Genomic DNA, 17,800 nt, shown 5'->3' on the forward strand with positions numbered 1-17,800 from the left:
CTTCTGGTAAGCGGATCACCCGCGCCGGGGCGGGTAGCCGCTCCAGCCTGGGCGGACGCTGCCGTGGTGACGGATTTACGACGCCCTCGGTGGCGAATCACCCGGCCGGTGGGTCGGCGGCGGGCGCTCGGGTCCCTTGCGGTACGAAGACAGGGTGAGTGCCGCCAGCGTGACGCCCCTAGCCCTGTCCGACGCCGTCTCGGTGAGCTGTCAGGGCAGTACCTCCTGCGAGTGGATCTACGACATCACCAGGTCGGCCTGGTTCGCCGAGGGAAGCTACTGGATCCTGCTCAAGCCGCTTCGGGTGCTGCTGATCCTGGCACTGGCGATGGTGGCCCGGTGGGCGCTGCATCGGACGATCAACCGGCTGGTCCGGACGACCACCGACGGTGCGGTGCCGACGATGCTGCGGCCGCTACGTGAGCGGGTGCCCACCGCCGCGGCCGACCCGGCCGAGTTCGTACCCGAGCGGCGACGGCAGCGGGCCGAGGCGATCGGGTCGGTGCTGCGCAGCCTGACCACCGCGTTCGTGTTCGGCATCGCGCTGCTGATGATCCTGCGGGAGTTCAGCTTCGACCTGGCGCCGCTGCTGGCCAGCGCGGGGATCGCCGGCGTCGCGCTGGGCTTCGGCGCGCAGAGCCTGGTGAAGGACCTGATAGCCGGCCTCTTCATGCTGATCGAGGACCAGTACGGCGTGGGTGACAACGTCGACCTGGGCGAGGCGATGGGCGTGGTCGAGTCGGTCGGCCTGCGGGTCACCACGGTGCGCGACGGGCGCGGTGTGCTGTGGTACATCCGCAACGGCGAGATCATCCGGGTGGGCAACAAGAGCCAGGGTTGGGCCCTCGTGGTGGTGGACCTGCCGATCGGTTTCAACAGCACCGAGGAGGCCACGGCGGTGCTCCGGACCGCTGCCGCCTCGGTCGCGATGGACCCGGAGCTGTCACCGGAGATCGTGGAGGCGCCCGAGGTGCTGGGTGTCGAGCAGGTGACTGTGGACGGCGCGGTCATCCGCACTGTGGTGAAGACGACCGCGGACGGGCAGTTCGCTGTCGGCCGGGAGTTGCGTCGGCGTCTCGCGGAGGCCCTGGAGAACTCGGGAATCACCGCGCAGATCGCGGCCGCCCGCATCTATCCCGGCCTGTCCACCCGGCCGTTGCCCGAGGGTGAGACTGGTCAGGGCGGTGCCACCTGACCCCTCGACACTGACCTGTGATTCAGGGGTCGCGAGCCGGCCGGCCCCTCGGGTATCGTCCGTTCGTTCAGTCGGGGAGGCGACGAACGACCCGTTCGACCTAGCTAGTTGTCAGACGATCGGGCAGAATCCGGAGCACGCGTTCCCACCAAAGCGTGATCACATCCTCGCTGATCCGTAGATCTGACGAGAGCTTCCGGCCCGGCTGCCACGAGCGGTCGAGCCGGGGCCGATGGAGGCGACGGTGCCTGACGAGCGACCTTCCGCGGAAGGCCCCGCCACGTTTCGCGAAGTGTTCGCCCAGCGCGAGTTCCGGGCTGTGTTCCTGGCTGGCTCTCTCTCCTGGGTCGGCGACTATGTCGCGAAGGCCGCCGTCACCCTGCTCGTCTTCCAGCAGACCCGGTCAGTCGCGCTCTCCGCTGCTGCTTTCGCGGTCAGCTTCCTGCCCTGGCTGCTCGGCGGTCCCGTGCTCGCCGCACTCGCGGAGCGGTACGCGTACCGCCGGGTGATGGTGGCGTGCGACCTCATTCGCATGGCGCTGATGCTGGTCATCGCCATTCCCAGCCTGCCGTACCAGGCGGTGCTGGTGCTCATCTTCGCCGCCACGTTGGCCAACCCACCGAGCCAGGCGGCGAAGTCCGCGCTGATCCCGCAGCTGCTCACCGGGGACCGACTGGTGTTGGGGCTGTCGCTGAACAGCAGCGTGGGGCAGGCCGCCCAGGTCGTGGGGTACGTGTTCGGCGCCGCCGTCGCCGCGATCGACCCGGAGGTGGCGCTGCTGTTCAACGCGGCCACGTTCGGCTTCTCGGCGCTGCTGGTCCGTTTCGGGGTGCGCCACCGCCCGCCGGTGATGAACCCGGCCCACCGCAGCCACCTGCTGCGGGAGACCCGCGAGGGGTTCGGCATCGTGTTCCGTACACCGGTGCTGCGGGCCATCGCGGTGCTGGTGTTCAGCGCGATGCTCTTCTCGATCGTCCCCGAGGGGTTGGCCGCGGCCTGGGCCAACGACGAGAGTCGCGGCGCGGTGAGCGCGGGCACCGCACAGGCAGCGATCATGGTGGCGAACCCGGTCGGCTTCATCCTCGGTGGGTTGCTGGTGAGTCGCCTGTTCGGGCCGGCTCGCCGGCTGAAGCTGATGCGGCCGCTCGCGGTGCTCGCCCCGTTGATGCTCGTACCGGTGCTGTTCGATCCCCCGCCGTTGGTGGTCGCGCTGCTCGCCGCGCTCTGCGGGTTCGCGGTCGCCGGCATGATGCCGATGGCCAACGGGTTGTTCGTCCAGGCGCTGCCGAACGGGTTCCGGGCCCGCGCCTTCGGCGTGATGGCTACCGGTGTGCAGGTCATCCAGGGTTTCGCGGTGCTGGTCACCGGGGTGCTCGCCGAACGGTTCCCCATTCCCATCGTGGTCGGGGTGTGGAGCGCGGCCGGGGTGGTGCTGATGGCGGTGGCCAGCCTGCGCTGGCCGGACCGGCAGACGGTGGACGATGCGATCGCTGCCGCCTCGCTGGCCAACGCCGATCCGCCGCCCTCCAGGCCCGACGGCCCGGCCAGCGACGGCACGGTGGGAGACACGTCCGACTCTCATGCCGGTGACGGCCACCGCCGGCACGCGGTCACCTGACCCGTCAAGCCGACGTCACCAGCGGGCCGGGTGCCGGGCATTCGGGGGTGTCGAACCCGGCGTGATCCGACGCACGCCGTGCGGGTCGGGTCGACACCGGGCGCACCTGGCAGGATGGAACTGTGACTTCCGCAGGTGAATCCGACCGTCCCGGTGCGTCGATGACCCTCTTCGAAGCGGTCGGTGGCGAACCCACCTTCCGCAAGCTGGTCGACGAGTTCTACGCCGGTGTCGCCACCGATCCCCTGCTGCGGCCCATGTACCCGGAGGAGGACCTGGGCCCGGCCGCGGACCGGATGACCCTGTTCCTGATGCAGTACTGGGGCGGCCCGAACACGTACTCCGCCCAACGCGGGCACCCCCGGCTGCGGATGCGGCACGCGCCGTTCCGCATCGGCGCCGCCGAACGGGACGCCTGGCTGCGGAACATGCGCCGCGCCGTGGACCGGCTCGACCTGGAGCCGGAGGTCGCCGGCACACTCTGGGACTATCTGGAGCGGGCCGCGTACTTCATGGTCAACGTCGAGGACGACCCGGCCAACGGCGGCTGACCCCGCCCGACCCGGCGTGGCGTCAGAGCAGCGCGCCCTCGTCGTGCAGCCAGTCCACGAAGCTGGTGGCGACCGCCGCGCCGCAGTCGAGCATCTCGACCAGGAGCGCGTCGTGGGTGCCGGCACCCAGCGGCACCTGAAGCTCGGCGTAGATCGGCAGCTGACCGCGCTCGGTCGGGTCGCCGATGTACGCCTTGCAGAACCGACGGGTGTGGTTCCACTCGTTGACCACCCGGTACGCGCGGTCGGCCCAGTCCGGCGGGACCGTGGCGTGCGGACGTGCCCGCATGACCAGGATCTCGTCCTCCGGGCCTTCCAGCGTGACCAGCACGGCGTGCCGTTCCCACATCGCCAGCAGGTTGCCGTCGCCGTCGGCCAGGTAACGCACGTCGAGCAGATCGAGTGCGTCACAGACCCGGCGCAGACTCACCGGCTCGACGGTGGCGGGCATCTCCGTCAGCACGGGCCGCTCGTTGGACGGGCAGTCGTCCCCCGGCTGGCGAGGACTGGGCGGCCCGATCCGGACCGCGCTATCGACTGTGATCCCGCTTCGGGTTTCCGGATCGCCGCCGTCGGCGGGACCGGGGCGCCATGACCACCACGGCATCGCTCGCGCACCTCACTCCCCAGCGGATCCAGTCGCCTACGGTGCGTTGGATCCGAGGATGGACGGTACCCGGACAGCCGGGTTGAAGCACCCCCCCAACGACCGCCCCTGACCAGAAGAACGATCTGGGGTCATCCGTTCGTACGAGTACTGAGGGGTGTCACGGCAAGATCCGTGGCCTTCTGCAACCATGCCGCTCCGTGCGGTCCCACCAGGCCGACCCAACGACCGGCCACCCGCACCTGAACGGCGTTCGCGCCCTCGCCAGCCGCCGAGTCGTCGGCGGCGCCGAGGAAGCCCATCCGGACCACCCCCTGCACCAGCCGCTGCGGCACCTCGACCGGCGCGGCGGGCGCCCCGTCCGGGGTGATCAGCACCGCCACGTGGTCGAGCAACGCGTCACGCAGCGCCCGCTGGCCCACGGCCCGGCCGGCGACCCCCTCCTCGCTCGCCGTCCGCAGGGTGCCCGCCGCCGCGGCCGCGATCCGTCGCACCTCGGCGACGGGCAGCGCCTCCACCTGACGGCTCCGCGTCGGCGGGAGCGGCCACCGCCACTGGGCGTCCCGGCGGGTCGGCAGGGCCGTGCCGCCCCGTTCCAACTCGGCGAGCAGCTCAGCGGCCGCCACCGTGACGTCCTCGGCGACACCGTCGGCCGGCCCACCGGCGACCGTGCGGACCACCAGAACCTGCCACGGCAGCCGGGCCCACAGGGCGACCCGGCCGGGGGCGCCGGCCGGCCGCAGCCGGACCGGCGATGCCGGATCCAGCCGGACCAGCCGGGCCAGAAAGGCGCCCGCGTCGGCCACCCCGGCGACCCCGTGCGTGGACGCCGAGGCCGCCACCCGGCCCGGCTCAGCGGTGCCCGGCCGGGTCACGCCACACCACCCTGCGGGGCGTACGTGAGCAGGAAGTCCCGTTCCTCGGTGGTGATCCGCCGGGGCACCTGACGGGTCAGGTCGAACGGCACCAGCACCGAGCGGGCACGGCTGGCCAGCACCTCGCCGTCGTACAACTCGTAGGCGACGGTGAACCGGGAGGCCCGGATCTCCTCCACCCACAGCTCGATCCGCACTGTCGGTGCCGCCTCTGCGGTGGCCCGGCCGAGCGCGTAGTCGACCGGGCGCAGGTAGTCGACCTCGTGCCGGCGGATCACCACCCCGTCGGCGAACGAGCCGACGCCCCAGGCCCGGCCGCCGGCGAACATCAACGCCACCCGCGCCTCCTCGTACAGGGTGAGGAAGCGCGAGTTGTTGACGTGGCCGTACGCGTCCAGGTCGGACCAGCGCAGGGTGCAGTGGTAGACGAAGCGGTCAGACACCGTCTCGGCCGGTCAGTCGCGGGTCAGCTTGCGGTAGGTCACCCGGTGCGGCCGAGCGGCCTCCGCACCGAGCCTGTCGATCTTGTTCTTCTCGTACGCCTCGAAGTTGCCCTCGAACCAGAACCACCTGGACGGGTCCTGGTCGTCGCCCTCCCAGGCCAGGATGTGCGTGGCGACGCGGTCCAGGAACATCCGGTCGTGCGAGATGACCACGGCGCAGCCGGGGAAGTCCAGCAGTGCGTTCTCCAGGCTGGACAGCGTCTCCACGTCCAGGTCGTTCGTCGGCTCGTCGAGCAGGATGACGTTGCCGCCGATCTTCAGGGTCAGCGCCAGGTTGAGCCGGTTGCGCTCACCGCCGGAGAGCACCTTCGTCGGCTTCTGCTGGTCCGGGCCCTTGAAGCCGAACGCGGCGATGTACGCCCGCGACGGCATCTCGACCTTGCCCACCATCAGGTAGTCCAGCCCGTCGGAGACGACCTCCCAGACGGTCTTGTCGCCGTTGAGGCCCTCACGGTTCTGGTCGACGTACGACAGCGAGACGGTGGGGCCGACCCGGACCTGGCCGCCGGTCGGCTCCTCCAGCCCGACGATGGTCTTGAACAGGGTGGTCTTGCCGACGCCGTTGGGGCCGATGATGCCGACGATGCCGTTGCGCGGCAGCGAGAACGACAGGTTGTCGATCAGCAGCCGGTCGCCGAAGCCCTTGCTCAGGTTGACCGCCTCGATCACCGTGCTGCCCAGGCGCGGGCCCGGCGGGATCTGGATCTCCTCGAAGTCGAGCTTGCGGGTCTTCTCCGCCTCGTTGGCCATCTCGTCGTACCGGTCCAGGCGGGCCTTGGACTTGGTCTGCCGGGCCTTGGCGTTGGAGCGGACCCACTCCAGCTCCTCGGTGAGGCGCTTCTTCATCTTGGCGTCGCGGCGACCCTCGACGGCCAGCCGGGCGGCCTTCTTCTCCAGGTAGGTGGAGTAGTTGCCCTCGTATCCGATCGCCCGGCCACGGTCCAGCTCCAGGATCCAGCCGGCCACGTTGTCGAGGAAGTACCGGTCGTGGGTGATCGCCATGACGGTGCCGGCGTACTTCGCCAGGTGCTGCTCCAGCCAGGAGACGCTCTCCGCGTCCAGGTGGTTGGTGGGCTCGTCGAGCAGCAGCAGGTCGGGCGCCTCCAGCAGCAGCTTGCAGAGCGCCACCCGGCGACGCTCACCACCGGAGAGCTGGGTCACGTCGGCGTCCGGCGGCGGGCAACGCAGCGCGTCCATGGCCAGTTCGAGCTTGGAGTCGACGTCCCAGGCGTCGAGGTGATCAAGCTCCTCCTGGAGCTTGCCCATCTCCTCCATCAGCTCGTCGGAGTAGTCGGTGGCCATCTGCTCGGCGATCTTGTTGAACCGCTCCAGCTTGGCCTTGGTCTCGGCGACCGCCTCCTCGACGTTGCCGAGCACGGTCTTGGCCTCGTTGAGCGGGGGCTCCTGGGCGAGCATGCCGACGGTGTAGCCGGGCATGAGTCGGGCCTCGCCGTTGCTCGGCTTGTCCAGCCCTGCCATGATCTTGAGGAGGCTGGACTTACCGGCGCCGTTCGGACCGAGCACACCGATCTTGGCCCCCGGCAGGAAGCTCAACGTGACGTTGTCGAGCACGACCTTGTCGCCGTGCGCCTTGCGCGCCTTTTCCAGGACGTAGATGTACTGGGCCACGGTGCGGGCTACCTCCGTCGGTTGCTGTCGCTGATCGGCGGCGCGGCGCGGGCTGCGAGGACCGCCCGCCGCCGCCGGCCTGGAGCCGGCCGCGCGCACGCCATCGTCAATCCTGACAGGTACGGCGCGCTTCGCCCACATCACCCCGCCCCAGGAGTACGCGGGCGCGCCGCGTTGCCGACCGTGGTATCACCCGCTAGCGTCCTCGGTATGACCAAGAAGATCGCCATCAGCGTGCCGGATGACGTGGCGGAGCGGCTGGCCGAGGAATCCAACGTCTCCGCTTTCATCACCGACTCCGTTCGTCAGCGGATGGCTGGCGAGCGCACGAGGCGGACGCTTCGACAGGTGGGCTTCCAACTCACGGACGAAGGCCTCGCAGAGGCGGGCAGGAAGCTCGACGAGGCTCACGCGAAGATCACCCCGGAACTGCGATCCAAGGCAGCCGCGCTGCTGGGCGAGGCGTCTCGCGGACGGATGACCATTCGTGACTGATGCCGGCCTCGTCCTCGACACGGGCTGCCTCCTCGCCTACTCGGAAGGCATGGAAGCGGTCGGGGAGCAGATCGCGAAAGTCGCGGACAAGGGGCAGGGCGTGATCATCCCGGCGCTCTGCCTCGCCGCCGCGTACCGCCAGGTGACCAGCGACGGCTGGCCACTGCTCGACATCGTCGGCGATCTGGAGCAGGTCATGGTCACGCCCGTCGAGCACGACATGTGCGCCATCCTCGGCGGCTGGTCACGAACCCTCGGCGGCATGGACCTGGCCCAGGCTGCGATGGAGGCGGCTCGGGCGATCACACCGATCATGACGGACCGGCGGGAGCTGCTCGGCGAGGTACTGCCGAAGGAATGGCCGATCATCGACCTCTGACCCACCGGCTGTCGACAAGATCACCCTTAGGATTCGGTCGGACCGAGGCGGGTAGGAGACTCCGGCACGGGGCACAAGACGCCGCAGCTACGCTCAGTACGCTCATCGCGGTGGACCCGTCAGTACCCGGAGGTGGCCGATCGTGACCGTCCGTAGCTCCTTTGTCGTAGTGGCGAACCGTCTGCCGGTCGACGAGGTGAGCACACCCGAGGGCCGGCAGTGGCGACGCAGCCCTGGCGGGCTGGTCACCGCGCTGCACCCCGTACTCGCCGAACACAAGGGCACCTGGGTCGGCTGGGCCGGTGGCACCGGCGCGGCCCCCGAGCCGTTCGACCTGGAGGGGATCCGGCTGCACCCGGTCCCGCTCAGCGCCGAGGAACTGGAGCGCTACTACGAGGGCCAGTCCAACGCGACGATCTGGCCGCTCTACCACGACGCGGTGGAGACGCCGGCCTACAAGCGCCGGTGGCGGGAGGCGTACCGCCTGGTCAATGCCCGCTTCGCGGAGGCTGCGGCCGACGTGGCGGCCGAGGGCGCGACGGTCTGGGTGCAGGACTACCAGCTCCAGTTGGTGCCGGCGATGCTGCGTGAGCTCCGTCCGGACCTGCGGATCGGGTTCTTCCTGCACATCCCGTTCCCGCCCATCGAGCTGTTCATGCAGATGCCGTTCCGCACCGAGATCCTGCGCGGTCTGCTCGGCGCCGACCTTGTCGGTTTCCAGCAGCGGTTGGCCGCGCAGAACTTCGTCCGGCTGGCCCGGCACCTGCTCGGGCTGCGCTACGAGGGCCAGATGATCCAGGTCGACGGTCGGCAGGTGAAGGCGGGCGCCTTCCCCATCTCGATCGACACCCAGGAGATGGAACGGATGGCCGCCGATCCGGCCATCCAGGCCCGGGCCAAGCAGATTCGCGCCGAATTGGGCGATCCGAAGACGATAATCCTGGGCGTGGACCGGCTGGATTACACCAAGGGCATCGAGTTGCGCCTCAAGGCCTTCCGGGAGCTGCTGGCTGACGGAAAGTTGACAGTTCCCGACGCGGTCATGGTTCAGGTCGCCACGCCCAGCCGCGAGCGCGTGGAGCACTACCAGGCACTACGGGTGAAGGTGGAGCGCGAGGTCGGTCGGATCAACGGCGAGTTCGGCAGGGTCGGCGTGCCGGCGGTCCATTACCTCCATCAGTCGTACAGTCGCAGTGAGCTGGCGGCGATGTACGTTGCTGCCGACGTGATGATGGTGACCCCGCTGCGAGACGGAATGAACCTCGTGGCGAAGGAATACGTAGCATCACGTGCCGACCAGGGCGGCGCACTCGTACTCAGTGAGTTCGCCGGCGCCGCCACCGAGCTTCGCCAGGCATTTTTGTGTAACCCGCACGACCCGGACGCGGTCAAGGACGCCCTCCTCCGGGCAGTGCACGTGGAGAAAACCGAGGCACGCCGCCGGATGCGGACAATGCAACGTCACCTGCGTACCCACGACGTGGGTCACTGGGCCAAGTCTTTCCTCTCGGAGCTCGGAGTTCCCGAGGCGGAGGCCGAGTGAACACGCCCGTCAACGATGGGGCGGCAACCGCCACCGGGGTCATGGACCCTGAGTTGCGTTCCGCCATCGGCCGGATCGCCCGGGTCCCCCAGCTCCTGGTCGCCTGCGACTATGACGGCACGCTGGCGCCGATCGTGGAGGACCCGAGCACGGCCGTCCCGCTGCCCGAGTCGGTAGCGGCGGTCCGCGCGCTCGCCGCGCTGCCACAGACCACCGTGGCGGTGGTCTCCGGTCGGGCGCTGCGCGACCTGGCCGCACTGTCCCGGTTGCCCAGCGAGGTGCACCTCGTCGGCAGCCACGGCTCCGAATTCGACATCGGCTTCGTCGAGCGGCTCTCCCCCGAGCTGGTCGCCGTGCGGACCCAGGTCCGCAACGCCCTGCGCGAGATCGCGGCCCAGCACCCGGGCATCCGGCTGGAACGCAAACCGGCAAGCGTCGCGATGCACACCCGCGGCGTCGACCCGCAGATCGCCGCCGCCGCCATCGAGGCGGTCCGCAACGGTCCGGCCACCTTCGACGGCGTCACGGTGACCCAGGGCAAGGAGGTCATCGAGCTCTCCGTGGTGGCCACCCACAAGGGCACCGCACTCGACCAGCTCCGGACCCAGCTCGCCTCCAGCGCGGTGCTCTTCATCGGCGACGACATCACCGACGAGAACGCGTTCGGCCACCTGCACGGCCCCGACCTCGGCATCAAGATCGGCCCCGGCGACACCCAGGCCAGCTACCGGGTCGCCGACCCGCTGGAGGCCGCCCGCGCGCTGGCGCTGCTGCTGGAGACCCGGCGGCACTGGCTGTTCGGCGAGCGGGCGGTGCCGATCGAACGGCACTCCATGCTGGCCAACGGTCGTACCGTCGCTCTGCTGACCCCCGAGGCCAAGGTGAGCTGGCTCTGCCACCCCAAGCCGGACTCGGCGGCGATCTTCGCCGACCTGGTCGGTGGCAGCCCGGCCGGCCACTTCAGCGTCGCCCCGGAACGCGGCGGCATCCCGCTGGGTCAGCGCTACCGCTCCGGCACGATGACAGTGGAGACCCGCTGGTCCGGGCTCACCGTCACCGACTGGCTGGACAAGCCGGCCCGGGAGACCACTCCGGACGACAGCCCGGCGGTCATCACCGGCGACTCGACCCTGGTCCGGGTGCTCACCGGCAGTGGCAAGGCCCGGGTGGAGTTCGCGCCGAGGCCGGAGTTCGGTCAGGTCGCCGTGCAGTTGCAGCCGCTCGGCGACGGCCTGCTGGTGCTCGGCTCCAACGAACCGGTCGCGCTCTACGCCCCCGGCGTGGAGTGGGAGGTTGGCAACGACGGGGGTTACGAGACCGCCAAGGCCATCGTCGACCTCTCCGCCGCCGGTGGGCAGGTCGTGCTGGAGCTGCGCTTCGGCACGCACAGCCTGGAGCACCACCGGGTCCCGATCCACGAGCGGCAGGCCGCCGCCGAGCAGCCGTGGAAGGACTGGGTGGCGTCGCTGCGGCTGCCGTCCACCGCTCGTGACCTGGTCGCGCGCAGCGCCCTCACCCTGCGCGGGCTCTGCCACGAGGCCACCGGCTCGATCCTGGCCGCGGCGACCACCTCGCTCCCCGAGGAGCTGGGCGGCGTCCGCAACTGGGACTACCGGTACTGCTGGCTGCGGGACGCCGCGCTGACCGCCCGCGCACTTGTCGACCTGGGCTCCGTCGAGGAGGCCGAGGCACTGCTGCGCTGGGTGGACGGCTGCATCGAGCGCACCGGCGGGCACCCGGAGCGACTGCACCCGCTCTACACCATCGACGGTTACGAGCTGGGCGCCGAGGCGGTCATCGACACGCTGCCCGGGTACGCCGGCTCCCGGCCGGTCCGGGTCGGCAACCTGGCCAACCACCAGTTGCAGTTGGACGTCTTCGGCCCGATCGCCGACCTGATCGCGGCCGTCGCCGACGCTCGCGGTTCGGTCCGCGACGACGAGTGGCGGGTCCTGGAGAACATGGTCGAGGCGGTCCGCCGCCGCTGGCACGAGCCGGACCACGGCATCTGGGAGGCCCGGCTGCCACCCCGGCACCACGTCTTCTCCAAGGTGATGTGCTGGATGACAGTCGACCGCGCGCTGCACGTGATGCGCGAGCACGGCGGCGAGGACCGGCCCGAGTGGAAGGACCTGCGGGACCGGATCGGCGCCAACGTGCTGGAGCACGGCTGGCACTCCGACGTCGAGGCGTACAGCGTCGCGTACGGGGACGAGGACATGGACGCCTCGTCGCTCTGGATCGGGCTCTCCGGCCTGCTCCCGGGCGACGACCCGCGCTTCCTGTCCACGGTCCTGCGGATCGAGGCGGACCTGCGCAGCGGCCCGGTCGTCTACCGCTACCACTGGGACGACGGCCTGCCCGGCCGTGAGGGCGGTTTCCACATCTGCACGGCGTGGCTGATCGAGGCGTATCTGCGCACCGGCCGCCGCACCGACGCCGAGGAACTGTTCGCGCAGATGGTGCTGACCGCCGGCCCGACCGGCCTGCTCCCCGAGCAGTACGACCCGCTCGCCGAGCGCGGGCTGGGCAACCACCCGCAGGCGTACAGCCACCTCGGGCTGATCCGCTGTGCCCTGCTGCTGGACAACATGCTCAAGCAGTAGTCGACAGCTCGTACGACGGGGCCGGAGCGCATGCTCCGGCCCCGTCGTCTGTCTCAGGCGTCGAGCGCGCCCACCACGTCTCCCACCACGACGACGGCGGGCGGGCGCAGGTCGGCGGCGAGCAGGTCGGCGGCCACCTCGCCCAGCGTGGACCGCAGGACCTGCTGGGTGCCGGTGGTGGCTTCCTGGACGACGGCGGCCGGCGTCTGCGGTGACCGACCGTTGGCGATCAGGGTGGCCGTGATGGCGGCGAGGTTCTTGAGCCCCATCAGGATCACCAGGGTGCCGTGCAGACCGGCGAGGGCGTCCCAGCGCACCAGTGAGGCCGGCGCGTCGGGCGCCAGGTGCCCGGAGACCACTGTGAACTCGTGCGCCACCCCCCGATGGGTGACCGGGATGCCGGCCGCGGCCGGCGCGGCGATGGAGCTGGTCACCCCGGGCACCACTGTCACCGGCACGCCGGCCGCCGCGCAGGCCAGCAGCTCCTCACCGCCGCGGCCGAAGACGTACGGGTCACCGCCCTTGAGCCGCACCACGAAGGCGCCGGCCAGGGCCCGGTCGACAAGGATCTGGTTGATCTCCTCCTGGGCCCGGGACGGGCCGTAGGGGATCTTCGAGGCGTCCACCAGCTCGACGTCCGGGCGCAGCTCGTCCAGGAGCAGCCCGGGCACCAGCCGGTCGGCGACCACCACGTCGGCCTCGGTGAGCAGCCGCCAACCCTTCACGGTGATCAGCTCCGGGTCACCCGGCCCCGCCCCGACCAGCGCCACCCGCCCTCGCTGCGGCCCACCGGTAGCAGCGTCGGGTCGGCTCCGCGTCGGAGCGGTCCCCTCCGGTGCCAGCCGGACCGCCAGGAGGTCGCGGATCGCGTCGCGGACTGTCATCGCACGGCGGGGGTCGCCGCCGCCGAGCACCGCCACGGTGACCGGGCCGTGCCGGGTCACCGCCGGGGTCCAGGCGGTGGCGGCCGTGCGGTCGTCGGCCCGGACGCAGAAGATCCGCCGCTCGGCGGCGACGGCGCTCACCGAGGCCGCCGCCATCGGGTCGTCGATCGCGACGTGGACCAGCCAGGCGCCGTCCAGGTCCTCGGGCAGGAACCGGCGCGGCACCCAGTGCAGCCGACCCGCGTCGGCCCGGGCGCGCAACGCCGGGGTCAACTCCGGGGAGACCAGCAGGACGTCCGCGCCGGCGTCCAGCAGCGCGGGTACGCGCCGGGTGGCGACCGCGCCGCCGCCCACCACGACCACACGCCGCCCGTGCAGCCGCAAACCGAGGGGGTACGGATTGGAGGTCACGCCGCACCACCGGGGCGGAGGGTTCGTTCGCTGCGCGTGGTCACTTCTCGGCCACTCCGGCGGAGTCGAACGTGGCCACCTCGTGCAGCACCCGGACCGCGCCGGTGACCACGGGCAACGCCAGCAGGGCGCCGGTGCCCTCGCCGAGGCGCAGCCCCAGGTCGATCAGCGGGTCGAGGCCGAGGTGGCGCAGCGCCACAGTGGCACCGGGCTCGGCCGAGCGGTGGCCGGCGACCATGGCGCTGACCGCGTCCGGGGCGAACGCGGCGGCGGCGAGCGCTGCCGAGACCGCGATCACACCGTCCAGCAGCACCGGTGTGCGGCGCGCCGCGGCCCCCAGGATCAGCCCGGCCAGGGCGGCGTGCTCCAGGCCACCGACGGCGGCCAGCACCCCCAGCGGGTCGGTCGGGTCGGGGATGTGCCGGGCCAGCGCGGCCCGCACCACCGCCACCTTGTGGGCGTACGTGGGGTCGTCGACCCCGGTGCCCCGACCGGTGGCGTCGAGCGCGTCGACGCCGGTGAACGCGGCGATCAGCGCGGCCGCCGGGGTGGTGTTGCCGATGCCCATGTCCCCGGTGAGCAGGATGCCGGCGCCGGCGTCGATCAACTCGTCGGCGATCCGGATGCCGGTCTGCACAGCCGCCAGCGCCTCGTCGCGGGTCAGCGCGGCGGTCACCGCGAGGTCCCGGGTGCCCCGGCGGACGGACGCGACAACCAGCCGGGGCACAGCCGGGTCGAGCACGGCCGGATCGAGCCCAGCCGCATCGGCGACAGCCGGGTCGGTGGGCAGCGGGGTGGCCACGCCGACGTCGACCACTGTGACCGAGGCGCCGGCCTGCCGGGCGAACGCGTTGACCACCGCTCCACCGGCCAGGAAGTTGCCGATCATCTGCGCGGTGACCTCCTGCGGCCAGGGGCTCACCCCCTGGGCGTGCACCCCGTGGTCACCGGCGAAGATCGCCACCGCGGCCGGCTCGGGCAGCGGTGGTGGGCAGGCTCCGGCCAGGCCGGCGAGGCGTACCGAAAGCTCCTCCAGCGCGCCCAGCGAGCCCGCCGGCTTGGTGAGCCGGCCGTGCAGTTCCCGGGCGGCGGCCATGGCCGCTTCGTCCGCCGGGCGGATCGCCGCGATCGTGGTCTCCAGCATCATGCCTCCATGGTCTCGCGCAGCACGTCGATGAACGCGTCGGTGGTGTTTCGGTCGCGCACGGCCACCCGCAGCCAGTCCGGGCCGAGGCCAGGGAACGTGTCGCCTCGGCGCACCGCCCAGCCGCGCTCGCGCAGGGCGGCCCGGATCGCTGTCGCGCCCGGCAGGTGCAGCAGGACGAACGCGCTGGCGGGACGGCCGACGACGCGTACACCGGGCAGGTCGGCGAGGCGCGCGACCAGGTGGTCGCGGTCGGCGGCGAGGTCGGCGGCGATCGCGCGTTCGGCCTGGACCGCGACGCTGCTGGCGCAGGCCGACGCGGCTGCCAGCGCGGGCGTGGAGACGGCCCAGAGCGGTTGGACGGCGGCCAGCTGGGACAGCAGCTCCGCGGCACCGAGCAGGTAGCCGATCCGCAGCCCGGCCAGGCCCCACGTCTTGGTGAGGCTGCGCACCACGAGCAGCCCGGGCAGGTCGCGGCGTTCGGCCAGCGACTCCGGCTCGCCGGGGTGCCCGACGGCCATGGTGGTGTCGGCGAACGCCTCGTCGACCACCAGCACCCGGCCGGGGCGGGCCAACGCGGCCACCGTCTGGGCGGGGTGCAGCACCGAGGTCGGGTTCGTCGGGTTGCCGATCATCACGAGGTCGGAGTCGGCGGGCACCCGGGACGGGTCGAGCCGGAAGTCGTCGGAGGCGTCGAGCAGCACCCGCTCGACCGGATGTCCGGCGGCCCGAAGCGCCGCCTCCGGCTCGGTGAACTGGGGGTGCACCACCACGGGGCGGCGAACGCCGCGCAGCGCCTGGGCGATGAGGACGAAGCCCTCGGCGGCGCCGGCGGTGAGCAGCACCTCGTTCGGGTGACGGCGGTGTCGGGCGGCGACGGCCGCCCGGGCCGGCGCCGGGTCCGGATAGCGGGCCAGGTCGGTCAGGGTGGCGGCGATCGGGTCGGCCAGCCAGGAGGGGGGCCGCGCCCGCCGTACGTTGACGGCGAGGTCGATCAGGCCGGCGGTGGCCTCCGCGTCGCCGTGGTGGGCGAGGTCCGGCTCGACCCCGGTGGGAGGGGCGACAGCGCTCGGCTGATCAGACATGTCCGCGATCCTGCCGGGAAGGTGGCCGGTGGGACAGTCGATGTCGGCGTAAGCCGCGTCACCACTCGCCGGTTTAAGAGTTCTTCTCATGTATGAATCGGAAATGTCATAACTTAACCAGGTGAGCAACCGACCCCTTGCTGCCGCTGGTCGTCTCGTCCCTCTCCTCCGCGCCGGACTGATCGCCGGAATCGTGATCGCCGCCGCCGCGTACCCACTGGTCGCCCTCACCGGGCTCGGCGCGAAGGCCACCGCGCACGCCGTCGAACAGAAGACCCGGGTGCTGAAGACCGCCCTGCCCGCCGAGACCTCGTACGTCTACGGCCCGGACGGCAAGACCGTGCTGACCATGTTCTACGAGGAGTACCGGCAGTACACCAAGCTGTCGGACATGTCGCCGAACATCCAGCAGGCGATCGTGGCCGCCGAGGACTCCCGCTTCTACCAGCACCACGGCGTCGACCCGAAGGGCGTGGCCCGCGCCTTCGTGTCCAACGCCCGCTCCGGCGGCTCCCAGGGCGCGTCGACGCTGACCATGCAGTACGTCCGGATGGCCCTGCGGGACAGCGCGACCACGCCCAAGGAGGTCCAGGAGGCCACCCAGCAGACCAGCATTCGCAAGGTCAAGGAGATGCGGATGGCGCTGGACCTGGAGAAGGAGCTGAGCAAGGAACAGATCATGGAGCGCTACCTGAACTCGGCGTACTTCGGACACCGGGCGTACGGCATCTACGCCGCCAGCGAGATCTTCTTCTCCAAGACCCCGAAGGACCTCACCCCGGTCGAGGCCGCCACCCTCGCCGGCCTGGTCAAGTCCCCCTCCGAGTACGACCCGGCCGACTCCGACCAGAAGGAGGCCACCGGGCGGCGCAACTACGTGCTGGACCGGATGAGCCAGCTCGGCTACCTCTCCCCCGACTCGGCCGCCGCCGCCAAGTCCGAGCCGATCCGACTCAAGCTGACCACCCCACCGCACGACTGTGCCGCCGTGGCGGAGAAGTACAACAGCTGGGGCTTCGCCTGCGACTACCTGAAGAACTGGTGGAGCGCGCAGCCCGCGTTCGGCGCGAACCGGCTGGAACGGATGGACAACCTGCGCCGGGGCGGCTACCGGATCGTGCTCAGCCTCGACCCGAAGGTCCAGGCAGCGGCGGAGAAGAACGTCGGCGCCAAGGAGGCCACCGGCAGTCCGTTCGCCAACGGCATCGTGGTCTCCGAGCCGGGCACCGGGCGGGTGAAGGCCATGGCGGTGAACCGGACGTACTCGCTGGACCTGGCCGACAACCCGCAGAGCTCCAACCCCGAGGCCGGGCCGAAGGTGAAGGCCAACTACCCGAACACTGTGGCACCGCTGCTCGGCGGCGGTGACCTGGCCGGCTACCAGGCCGGCTCGACGTTCAAGATGTTCCCGATGCTGGCCGCGCTCGACGCGGGGATGCCCCTCTCCACCTCGTTCAACGCCCCACACCGCTACCGCTCCGAGGTCTACGACGGCTGGTCGCCCTCCAACGCCAGCGGCGCGATGTCCGGTCAGCAGACCATGTGGTCCGGCTTCGGCAAGTCGGTGAACACGTACTTCGTGTGGCTGGAGGAGAAGGTCGGCGCGGACCGGGCCGTCCGGTTGGCCGAGCAGCTCGGGCTGCGGTGGCGCACCGACGTCGACCGGGATCACGCGTCCCCGGACAAGGCGAAGAAGTGGGGTGCGTTCACCCTGGGCGTCTCCGACGCCACCCCGCTGGAGATGGCGAACGCGTACGCCGCCATCGCTGCCGACGGCCGCTACTGCGAGGCCATCCCCGTGCAAGCGATCATGAATCGGGACGGCACGCCCGCCACGTACGCCACCCCGGGCGGCCTGCACCGCGAGGTGGCCAAGCCACGCTGCCGGCAGGTGGTCAGCGCGGACGCCGCACGGGCGGCCACCGACGCGGCCCGCTGCCCGACCGGAGACACCCCGGCGCGCGGCAGCTGCGGCGGCTGGTCCACCGCCGACAGCGTGCGGGGCACCGTCGGACGTCCGGTGGCCGGCAAGACCGGTACGACCGACAGCACCCGGTCCGCCTGGTTCGTTGGCTACACCCCGGAGTTGGCCGCGGCGAGCTTCATCTCCGACCCGGACAATCCGTTCAACGCCGTCGGTGACGGGCAGTCCCAGATCCCGATCAAGGCGGTTTCGGAGACCCTGCGCGACGGCCTGAAGGGCACACCGACCCGCCAGTTCACCCCACCATCGGACGCCATCGTCGGCTGACCGGGAGTCAACGGGCCGGCGCGG

General features: G+C 71.3%; 15 protein-coding genes. 8 read left to right on the forward strand and 7 right to left on the reverse strand.

Translation table 11 applies throughout. The features are described 5' to 3' along the window. The first annotated feature begins 136 nt into the window (after positions 1-136). The 3 genes from IW249_RS02805 to IW249_RS02815 all read left to right on the forward strand — a co-directional run bounded on the left by IW249_RS02805 (position 137) and on the right by IW249_RS02815 (position 3,364). A complete protein-coding gene (locus tag IW249_RS02805) occupies positions 137-1,195 on the forward strand; it encodes a mechanosensitive ion channel family protein (RefSeq protein WP_196919361.1) in 1,059 nt (352 codons plus the stop codon). A gap of 232 nt (positions 1,196-1,427) precedes the next feature. Further along, entirely contained in the window at positions 1,428-2,813 is a 1,386-nt protein-coding gene (locus IW249_RS02810; RefSeq protein WP_196919362.1) for an MFS transporter, read from the forward strand. A gap of 122 nt (positions 2,814-2,935) precedes the next feature. Then, positions 2,936-3,364 carry a globin gene (locus IW249_RS02815; RefSeq protein WP_307788498.1) on the forward strand — a complete coding sequence of 143 codons (429 nt, stop codon included), beginning with the start codon at positions 2,936-2,938 and terminating at the stop codon, positions 3,362-3,364. Between the two features lie 22 nt (positions 3,365-3,386). On the opposite strand, the gene IW249_RS02820 is transcribed toward IW249_RS02815, so the two are convergent. From IW249_RS02820 to ettA, 4 genes are all read right to left on the reverse strand, one after another. Then, complete coding sequence (locus IW249_RS02820; RefSeq protein WP_030333460.1) at positions 3,387-3,971, reverse strand: type III secretion system chaperone family protein; 585 nt, start codon at positions 3,969-3,971, stop codon at positions 3,387-3,389. Between the two features lie 131 nt (positions 3,972-4,102). Further along, entirely contained in the window at positions 4,103-4,846 is a 744-nt protein-coding gene (locus IW249_RS02825) for a DUF8185 domain-containing protein (protein WP_196919364.1), read from the reverse strand. Beyond that, the gene (locus IW249_RS02830; protein WP_112584127.1) at positions 4,843-5,289 is read right to left on the reverse strand and encodes an acyl-CoA thioesterase; all 447 of its coding nucleotides are present in this window, start codon (positions 5,287-5,289) and stop codon (positions 4,843-4,845) included. Before IW249_RS02830 ends, IW249_RS02825 begins: the two co-directional genes overlap by 4 nt. A gap of 12 nt (positions 5,290-5,301) precedes the next feature. Further along, positions 5,302-6,978 carry an energy-dependent translational throttle protein EttA gene (gene ettA, locus IW249_RS02835; RefSeq protein ID WP_196919365.1) on the reverse strand — a complete coding sequence of 559 codons (1,677 nt, stop codon included), beginning with the start codon at positions 6,976-6,978 and terminating at the stop codon, positions 5,302-5,304. A 210-nt stretch (positions 6,979-7,188) separates the two neighbouring features. On the opposite strand from ettA, the gene IW249_RS02840 reads away from it, so the two are divergent. The 4 genes from IW249_RS02840 (at position 7,189) to otsB (ending at position 12,001) form a co-directional block, all read left to right on the forward strand. Then, the gene (locus IW249_RS02840) at positions 7,189-7,473 is read left to right on the forward strand and encodes a hypothetical protein (protein WP_196919366.1); all 285 of its coding nucleotides are present in this window, start codon (positions 7,189-7,191) and stop codon (positions 7,471-7,473) included. Beyond that, positions 7,466-7,852, forward strand: a complete 387-nt coding sequence (locus IW249_RS02845; protein ID WP_196919367.1) for a PIN domain-containing protein — start codon at positions 7,466-7,468, stop codon at positions 7,850-7,852. Before IW249_RS02840 ends, IW249_RS02845 begins: the two co-directional genes overlap by 8 nt. Before the next feature lie 142 nt (positions 7,853-7,994). After that, entirely contained in the window at positions 7,995-9,395 is a 1,401-nt protein-coding gene (locus IW249_RS02850) for an alpha,alpha-trehalose-phosphate synthase (UDP-forming) (protein ID WP_030333449.1), read from the forward strand. A gap of 41 nt (positions 9,396-9,436) precedes the next feature. Continuing rightward, positions 9,437-12,001, forward strand: coding sequence for a trehalose-phosphatase (gene otsB, locus IW249_RS02855; RefSeq protein WP_196924601.1), 2,565 nt, complete (start codon positions 9,437-9,439; stop codon positions 11,999-12,001). Between the two features lie 53 nt (positions 12,002-12,054). On the opposite strand, the gene cobA is transcribed toward otsB, so the two are convergent. The 3 genes from cobA to cobC are packed head-to-tail and all read right to left on the reverse strand — an operon-like array spanning position 12,055 to position 15,525. After that, complete coding sequence (cobA, locus tag IW249_RS02860) at positions 12,055-13,296, reverse strand: uroporphyrinogen-III C-methyltransferase (RefSeq protein WP_196919368.1); 1,242 nt, start codon at positions 13,294-13,296, stop codon at positions 12,055-12,057. A gap of 40 nt (positions 13,297-13,336) precedes the next feature. Beyond that, positions 13,337-14,440, reverse strand: coding sequence for a nicotinate-nucleotide--dimethylbenzimidazole phosphoribosyltransferase (gene cobT, locus IW249_RS02865; RefSeq protein ID WP_196919369.1), 1,104 nt, complete (start codon positions 14,438-14,440; stop codon positions 13,337-13,339). Continuing rightward, positions 14,440-15,525, reverse strand: coding sequence for an Rv2231c family histidinol phosphate aminotransferase CobC (gene cobC / locus IW249_RS02870; RefSeq protein WP_196919370.1), 1,086 nt, complete (start codon positions 15,523-15,525; stop codon positions 14,440-14,442). Before cobC ends, cobT begins: the two co-directional genes overlap by 1 nt. 121 nt (positions 15,526-15,646) lie before the next feature. Here cobC and IW249_RS02875 point away from each other — a divergent pair, with 121 nt between their 5' ends. Beyond that, positions 15,647-17,776: a transglycosylase domain-containing protein gene (locus tag IW249_RS02875; protein WP_196919371.1), complete on the forward strand. Its 2,130-nt coding sequence runs from the start codon at positions 15,647-15,649 to the stop codon at positions 17,774-17,776. Positions 17,777-17,800 lie beyond the last annotated feature (24 nt).

The organism is Micromonospora vinacea, assembly GCF_015751785.1.
Taxonomy (GTDB): domain Bacteria; phylum Actinomycetota; class Actinomycetes; order Mycobacteriales; family Micromonosporaceae; genus Micromonospora; species Micromonospora vinacea.

What these genes read in the sequence shown, in the direction of transcription:
- cobT (WP_196919369.1), bottom strand. Translation starts at nt 14,440, where the DNA reads ATGCTGGAGACCACGATCGCGGCGATCCGCCCGGCGGACGAAGCGGCC.
- IW249_RS02820 (WP_030333460.1), bottom strand. Translation starts at nt 3,971, where the DNA reads ATGCCGTGGTGGTCATGGCGCCCCGGTCCCGCCGACGGCGGCGATCCG.
- IW249_RS02840 (WP_196919366.1), top strand. Translation starts at nt 7,189, where the DNA reads ATGACCAAGAAGATCGCCATCAGCGTGCCGGATGACGTGGCGGAGCGG.
- cobC (WP_196919370.1), bottom strand. Translation starts at nt 15,525, where the DNA reads ATGTCTGATCAGCCGAGCGCTGTCGCCCCTCCCACCGGGGTCGAGCCG.
- otsB (WP_196924601.1), top strand. Translation starts at nt 9,437, where the DNA reads ATGGACCCTGAGTTGCGTTCCGCCATCGGCCGGATCGCCCGGGTCCCC.
- IW249_RS02810 (WP_196919362.1), top strand. Translation starts at nt 1,428, where the DNA reads ATGGAGGCGACGGTGCCTGACGAGCGACCTTCCGCGGAAGGCCCCGCC.